This window comes from Vibrio sp. A1-1 (assembly GCF_021728175.1).
GTDB classification, from domain to species: domain Bacteria; phylum Pseudomonadota; class Gammaproteobacteria; order Enterobacterales; family Vibrionaceae; genus Vibrio; species Vibrio diabolicus.
On the sequence record NZ_JAKKCL010000035.1, the window covers coordinates 1 to 6,487 of the forward strand.

The following is a 6,487-nucleotide window of genomic DNA, read 5'->3' on the forward strand; positions in this document are numbered from 1 at the left end:
CAGGGTTCCCGCATGAGTTGCAAATTTGTTAAAACACCTTAAACCCCAAACAAAACTCTCTCTCGGAACTCAGTATTTAACGCGCATTTCAATTGTCGCCGTTTTAAGGTCCCTTTCATCTCTACAAGCTTAATAAAGTTCATGCTCATTTGACGAATTCGGGACAGGTTTTCGGATGCGTGCTTGTAGGTAATTCGACTGTCATCTTCATTCATTACGGCATCCAACCACCAGTGCATACTTTCAACGCCCCAGTGACCTCGACATAACTTACCAAATTCTTCTGCTTTCATTTTCTTAGAAGAAATGAAGTATCTAACCCCCAAACTGCCTGAAGGCTCACCATTTTTCTTTTGGTAAGTCGTTGCTATACATAAACTTTTCAAGTCTTTCCATTTAGCCGAAAAGTCACCAAACTCCTCTGTGAATGGAATGACTATATAGCTTCTTAGCACCTTGCGGCCACGCTGTCTGACTTCTTCCTCTTCATAAGCATACTCGGAATAATCGCTTAATTGCCCCAGTGAAAAATTATCGGTAAAGACTTTATGAAGACTTGGGTGATTATCTTTCACAGACATTAAATAATCACCTTTTCTATCCACTATCAACTCTGCAATTGAACGCTGGCAGCCCATAGCATCAACGCTAATGACCCGACCTTTAACTCTAATTAATTTGAGAAGCTCGGGGATGGTCGTAATTTCATTCGATTTCGAGCTCGTTTTTAGTTGCCCTAAAACTAGACCAGTATCAACAGAATAAGCATTGACCATATGTGTTAAGCATTTCTTCTTGCTGTGATCATACGTGCCTTTCAAAGACTTGCCATCAATAGCTATATGGTTGGTTTCTAATGATTTTTCATGTTGAATATCATTACACCATCGAGTAAAGCAAAGAGAAAATTCATCGGGGTCAACCAATCCAACAATGCGAGCCGTTGTATCTTGACTTGGAATACCTGATAAATATGGGCTGAACTTTCTAAACCATTCTAAGTTCTCTTCCCCAAAAGCTTCTATCTCATCCCAGGTTTTCATTCCACACAACATGGCAGTCACTACTTGGAACATCACTTCGAAGAAATTATAAGTGATTTTTCGCTCCTGACGACTATCACTCAATATGTTAAAATGGTCTTTGAATTCGTCGTAATTCATCTTTTCAATCTCATTCTGTTATCTAAACAGTATAAGATCACGTCAGATCACCACATTCAACCTATTTTTTGAAATTTAACCCCGAAAAATTGAGAAACACTGCAAAAATAACATGCGGGAACCCTGTCTGGGATGACATCAAAATGCATAAATGGGTGCTGGTTACTCACTGTAGGACCTCCAATTTTTCTACGGAGGTATTAGAAAACACTGAAAATGATCTACAAATTGATCATCGGCTAATTGTCAATTATGTGATGGTACTAACTAACCATATTGAAAAATAGAGTGCCTAACAACCACGAAGCCTTTAAACATGGGCAGGTACGTGAATTTTCCCTGCATGCGGGAACCCTGCCTCGGAGAGTCTTGCCATCAATCGCAATGACTTCAGCTTTCGTCACTTCATGACAGCCTTGCATCCATAAGGAAAAACAACGCTGTAGCTGCTTGGAAGATACAAGGTTAATCACACGACCTATAGTATCGTGAACTGGAATACCATTCTCAAAATCACCATATTCTCGCAGCCAATCAAGGTTATCATGTCCGAAATCTTCGATATCCTCCCAACCTTCAGCACCTGCAATCACGGCGGCTACCATCAAGAAAATGATGTCTGTTAGCTTATGCTCAATTTTCCACAATTGGCGTGGGTCACGAATGATTGATATGTGTTCCAAAAGGCTGGTTCCGTTCATGTCATTTACTCCCAAAAGAAAGTATATGATCACGCCTAAATCTGATCATCAAATTGATCGTGGATTTTGTTGAAATTATGAGTAGCTAACGATACTTTGGATGAAAATCTCATCATGTGCGAGCCCTTATGAAATAAGGGTTCTTCATGGTCTTGCCCTGGTCAACCAATCCTACAATACGAGTTGTGGTATCTTGACTAGGTATTCCTTATGAATAAGGGCTAAATTTTCTAAACCACTTTAAGTTCTCTTCGCCAAATGCTTCTATCTCATCCCAAGTTTTCATTCCATACAGCATTGCTGTTACAACTTGAAAAAGTCATAGGTGATTTTTCGTTCCTGACGGCTATCACTTAATATGCTAGAGTGGTCTTTGAATTCGTCATAATTCATCCTTTCAATCTCGTCCTGCTATCTAGTTCGCCAGATTGAATCTATTATCCCGAAACTTTGAGAAAGACGGTGAAGATAACATGTAGGAACCCTACCTTTAGCATACTATTTCTGTAATTTAAATGTTGCCTTAGCCATAAATATAGCCAAGCATAAGCTGACAGTTGAATTTATTGCTATATTAAGGTCCCCCCGCATAACAATTGTAGTATTTGAAACAAGAACTAAATAAGTTAAATTAAAATAATTATTGTTTTTATTTCTCTTTTTCCAAAAACCATTATCTAATGAAGATGCAAGAAAAGAAAAAAATATAATAAAGACTAAAATACCCACATACCCAAAATTAACAAACCCTTCCGCAAGGTAGTTTGCTGATATATTATCAAATACATAGTTTGCTTTTTTGGCTATTTCAGCACCAGAACCAATTGGTTTGTCAGGCCAAATACTTCGGGGAATAAAAAAGAATAATGAACCAAGTAGTTGATATCCATAGCTAACAAAGTCAAGTTCAATTGCACGCAATATACTTTGATATGAGTCAAAATGTCCACCAACAAAAAAATCTAATGATGGCATTAATGTTATTGAATCCGACTCACCTAACCTTCTAAAATTATCTAGAAAAGGAAAAACAAAAGTTATACCACCACATAAAAGTAGTGCGTAATTATTACCTGATAAAAGCCGAGGAATTAATATAACAAGTAGCGGTATATATAAAGCAGCTACCATAAAACGAGGCATACCCAAAGGACTTGCACATAATAACATGACAGCAAATAACAACAGATTAATAAAAAAGCTGCTTTTCTTACAGACTATTGAAAAAGTAAACAAAAAGACGGGAATGAATCTAAAAAGCGTATAAACGACACTTCTAAGCCATGATGACACCTCAACCACCTCCTTGAACTCCCCCCCTCTAAATAACAAACTAAGAATTGAAAAATTATTAATCCATAAGCAAAGTAACAACGAAAAAAGGGCCAAGGCAATTGTTGAAAAACCACCGCTATGTATATCTTGGGACTTTAAATAAACAGTTGCACCTACTATTCTAAAATACGAATACGCTACGACAAACAAACAGTTTACAGAAATTATTATCACATTTAAAAGTAAGTATATATCTTCATTAAACCCCCCCCCTCCCCAGTAAACAACAAATTTGTTAAATTCTATAACAGGAACAAGACCAAAAAATATATATGAAAAAATAAAATAGGACTTTAATAAGGAAAAAGTACTACCTTTTAAAAAAAACAAAAAAGCCGAGCTTTGAATTATTATAATGTAAAATGAAGCATTTATTATACTATCTCTGTTCCCTATCTCACTAGAAATAAAAAGTACGGGTAAGCAAAATATTAAAAAAAACAAACAATTCTTCATTACACTCCTATTGAAAATCACTATTAAGTATATTGGAATATGAATAAAATAAGACACTATCTGACTAAGTACGAGTATTATCAAGAAAGTTAATACCCGCGGAAAAATCATGAATATCTCTGCTACATAAGTGCAGAAAGCTAGTCAGAAATGTCATTTATAACCAGCAGGCAAACTACGACAAAGTCATTGATTTTGCTTAAAGTTGAAAACTGTCAACCAATATCTTTACATCAATGTACCGCCATCTCTTGAAATATAGGCATGTAAGTAATTCCCCCCTGGTACTTCACGTTCATGTCCCTAGGTTAATAGTTACTTAACTTTGTCATATCGACAATTATTCTAATTACACTTTTCCTTTTTCTGATATCCTAGTGATTGAAATAACTTTACTTCTCTCTAAAAGAACACAACTAATTAATAATTTAGGTATGGTTAATGCGATCATTCCCCCCTCTAACCCCCAACTAGGCAATAGGAGTAGCAAAAAAACAACTACCATTAGACTCTCTATTATAGTTATATATGCTATTTTGTTAATTCCCCCCAATCCCATCAAAATAATCACGTTAGATTGTGTATAACAGATCAAAACAAAATAGAAACCTACAAGATAGATAGCCATAGGCGACAGTGCGATTATACCATTAGTCCAAATGCTAAATATCTTCTCTCCGAAAACAAACATTATTACACAAGTAAACACTCCGTAGCACAACAGATATAACGTAAGCTTTTGACTAACAGATAGTACCCATTCAACATTTTTTTTAGCGATCGCGTTGTGTATAGCAGGCCAAATAGGTTGAAAAACCATTGTTACAAAACCACCAACTATCATAAAATATTTAAAAATAAAACTAAAGCTTGTTACAGCATCATTCCCTATGAAATTAGCAGCTAATATCAATGTAATCTGTTGATTAATATATACGGCTGCTTGTATTATAAAAAACAAGCTTGATGTAATAATAAAACTTTTTATGAAAGGCAAATCACGCAGTTCAACCTTATTAAATAAATATTTTGTTTTTAACAACAAATCGGGTAGAAAAATTAAACTCGATATAATGAAACCACCCAACATTGAAATCGACAATTCAACAAGAGATGTTCGTTCAAAAAAATAGAAACACAATACCAATATTAAATTGATTACATTGCCTAAAAGCCCTACAGCATTATTAATATATTGTTGATGCAATCCCTGACGAATGGCTGTTGCTAGCGACAACAAAACATTCAACGCAGATAAACAGCTAACTGTAATAATTAAATTAGCGTTGTTATAAACAAATGATCCTTGAGGACTAAGCTGAATTACCAAACTCAAGACAAATCCAAATAGAAATATAATTCCAGTTAACACTAAAAATGATAACTGAAAACTTTTCGCCTTTTCATCTTTTTCAGCTAAAGATGAAAAAATTTTCACTATAGCTGGAGATAAGCCCCCGTTAAAAACAAACAACCAAGAAACTGAAGCAAGTACGATATTAAAGGTTGCAAACCCATCACTGCCAATAGAAACCAAAGCAAGCGGTAGCAGTACGATTTGGTTTATAAATGTTACAACTTTAGATATAGATGAGAATAACATTGACAACCTAATGTCTTTTACATAATTTGACTGCACTTATAATTCTGCCATGTAAATAAAAACAACAACTTTCTTGCGCAAAATGGGGTCATTTGTTAACGACTATCATCTTCAGCAATGACCTTAAATAATACTTTAAAGCATAGATATAGGGATTAGCCTTCCTATTCGATAATACTATAACAGGATATTCATCAGTATTAGTATTTATTCTAAAAAGTCTATCTTTTGAAAAGTACCTAAAAGGGAATTTTCCATAGTCAGATGGGTCCTTAAATGGCTTAATATTTTTTGATTTTGCAAGAACACTTAATATCGATTGATCATGACGATGAGAAAAAGCCATTTCATTTTTTTTTGTCTTAATATCAGTCAAGTAATTCTCATTAGTGCAAAGTTCTAAATAGTCTCTAATAAAAGAGACTGACGACTCCGTTTTCTTTATTAAAATATAGCCACCTATTATTTGGTTACTAAATTTCACAGCATCATTATCAAAACCCAATGAATTTAACAAGTATTCATTTGTCCATTGCCCCTCTATGAGAGGCGCTTCAAATAACATAATATCTTGTTTGCTTGATTCAAGCCTTTCAATTAAATGGTCAATACTATTTATATAAAAAGCTCCAGAATCACAGTAAAATATATAATCCCCATAACTTTGCCTTTTAAGGGTCTCATTTATGAAATAAGGCTTCCACAACCAGTAACCGCCCCCCCTTTTTTGACATAAGATCGATTTATTAGCTTCAAAAAATTCATCATCTATATCCTTAGGAGTAAATTCAAATACTTTATCAAAGTTACCAAACCATTTTGCTGTTTTACTATTTAAACGCCTAATTCTACTAAAGTTTTCATCTGCAAAATTCAGTGCAACTTTCATAACTTTCATTCTCATGTAAATCGTCAATAAATCGGTTAACGTGTGCTCTATTTTCCCAGGGTTCCCGCATGAGTTGCAAATTTGTTAAAACACCTTAAACCCCAAACAAAACTCTCTCTCGGAACTCAGTATTTAACGCGCATTTCAATTGTCGCCGTTTTAAGGTCCCTTTCATCTCTACAAGCTTAATAAAGTTCATGCTCATTTGACGAATTCGGGACAGGTTTTCGGATGCGTGCTTGTAGGTAATTCGACTGTCATCTTCATTCATTACGGCATCCAACCACCAGTGCATACTTTCAACGCCCCAGTGACCTCGACATAACTTACCAAATTCTTC

At 34.9% G+C, this 6,487-nt stretch carries 4 protein-coding genes and 2 pseudogenes; all 6 read right to left on the reverse strand.

Translation table 11 applies throughout. The features are described from left to right. Nucleotides 1-38: 38 nt before the first annotated feature. On the reverse strand, nucleotides 39-1,163 hold the full coding sequence (locus tag L3V30_RS23620; RefSeq protein WP_237310097.1) for an ISAs1 family transposase: 1,125 nt from the start codon (nucleotides 1,161-1,163) through the stop codon (nucleotides 39-41). 359 nt (nucleotides 1,164-1,522) lie between these two features. Further along, nucleotides 1,523-1,864, reverse strand: a pseudogene (locus tag L3V30_RS23625) (ISAs1 family transposase); the annotation flags it as partial. 498 nt (nucleotides 1,865-2,362) lie between these two features. Next, nucleotides 2,363-3,655: an O-antigen polysaccharide polymerase Wzy gene (gene wzy, locus L3V30_RS23630; protein WP_237310098.1), complete on the reverse strand. Its 1,293-nt coding sequence runs from the start codon at nucleotides 3,653-3,655 to the stop codon at nucleotides 2,363-2,365. A 349-nt stretch (nucleotides 3,656-4,004) separates the two neighbouring features. Continuing rightward, entirely contained in the window at nucleotides 4,005-5,258 is a 1,254-nt protein-coding gene (locus L3V30_RS23635) for a hypothetical protein (protein WP_237310100.1), read from the reverse strand. 88 nt (nucleotides 5,259-5,346) lie between these two features. After that, nucleotides 5,347-6,147: a hypothetical protein gene (locus tag L3V30_RS23640; protein ID WP_237310102.1), complete on the reverse strand. Its 801-nt coding sequence runs from the start codon at nucleotides 6,145-6,147 to the stop codon at nucleotides 5,347-5,349. 94 nt (nucleotides 6,148-6,241) lie between these two features. Beyond that, nucleotides 6,242-6,487 (reverse strand): annotated as a pseudogene (locus tag L3V30_RS23645) (ISAs1 family transposase); the annotation flags it as partial.

What these genes read in the sequence shown, in the direction of transcription:
- L3V30_RS23640 (WP_237310102.1), bottom strand. Translation starts at nt 6,147, where the DNA reads ATGAAAGTTGCACTGAATTTTGCAGATGAAAACTTTAGTAGAATTAGG.
- wzy (WP_237310098.1), bottom strand. Translation starts at nt 3,655, where the DNA reads ATGAAGAATTGTTTGTTTTTTTTAATATTTTGCTTACCCGTACTTTTT.
- L3V30_RS23635 (WP_237310100.1), bottom strand. Translation starts at nt 5,258, where the DNA reads ATGTTATTCTCATCTATATCTAAAGTTGTAACATTTATAAACCAAATC.
- L3V30_RS23620 (WP_237310097.1), bottom strand. Translation starts at nt 1,163, where the DNA reads ATGAATTACGACGAATTCAAAGACCATTTTAACATATTGAGTGATAGT.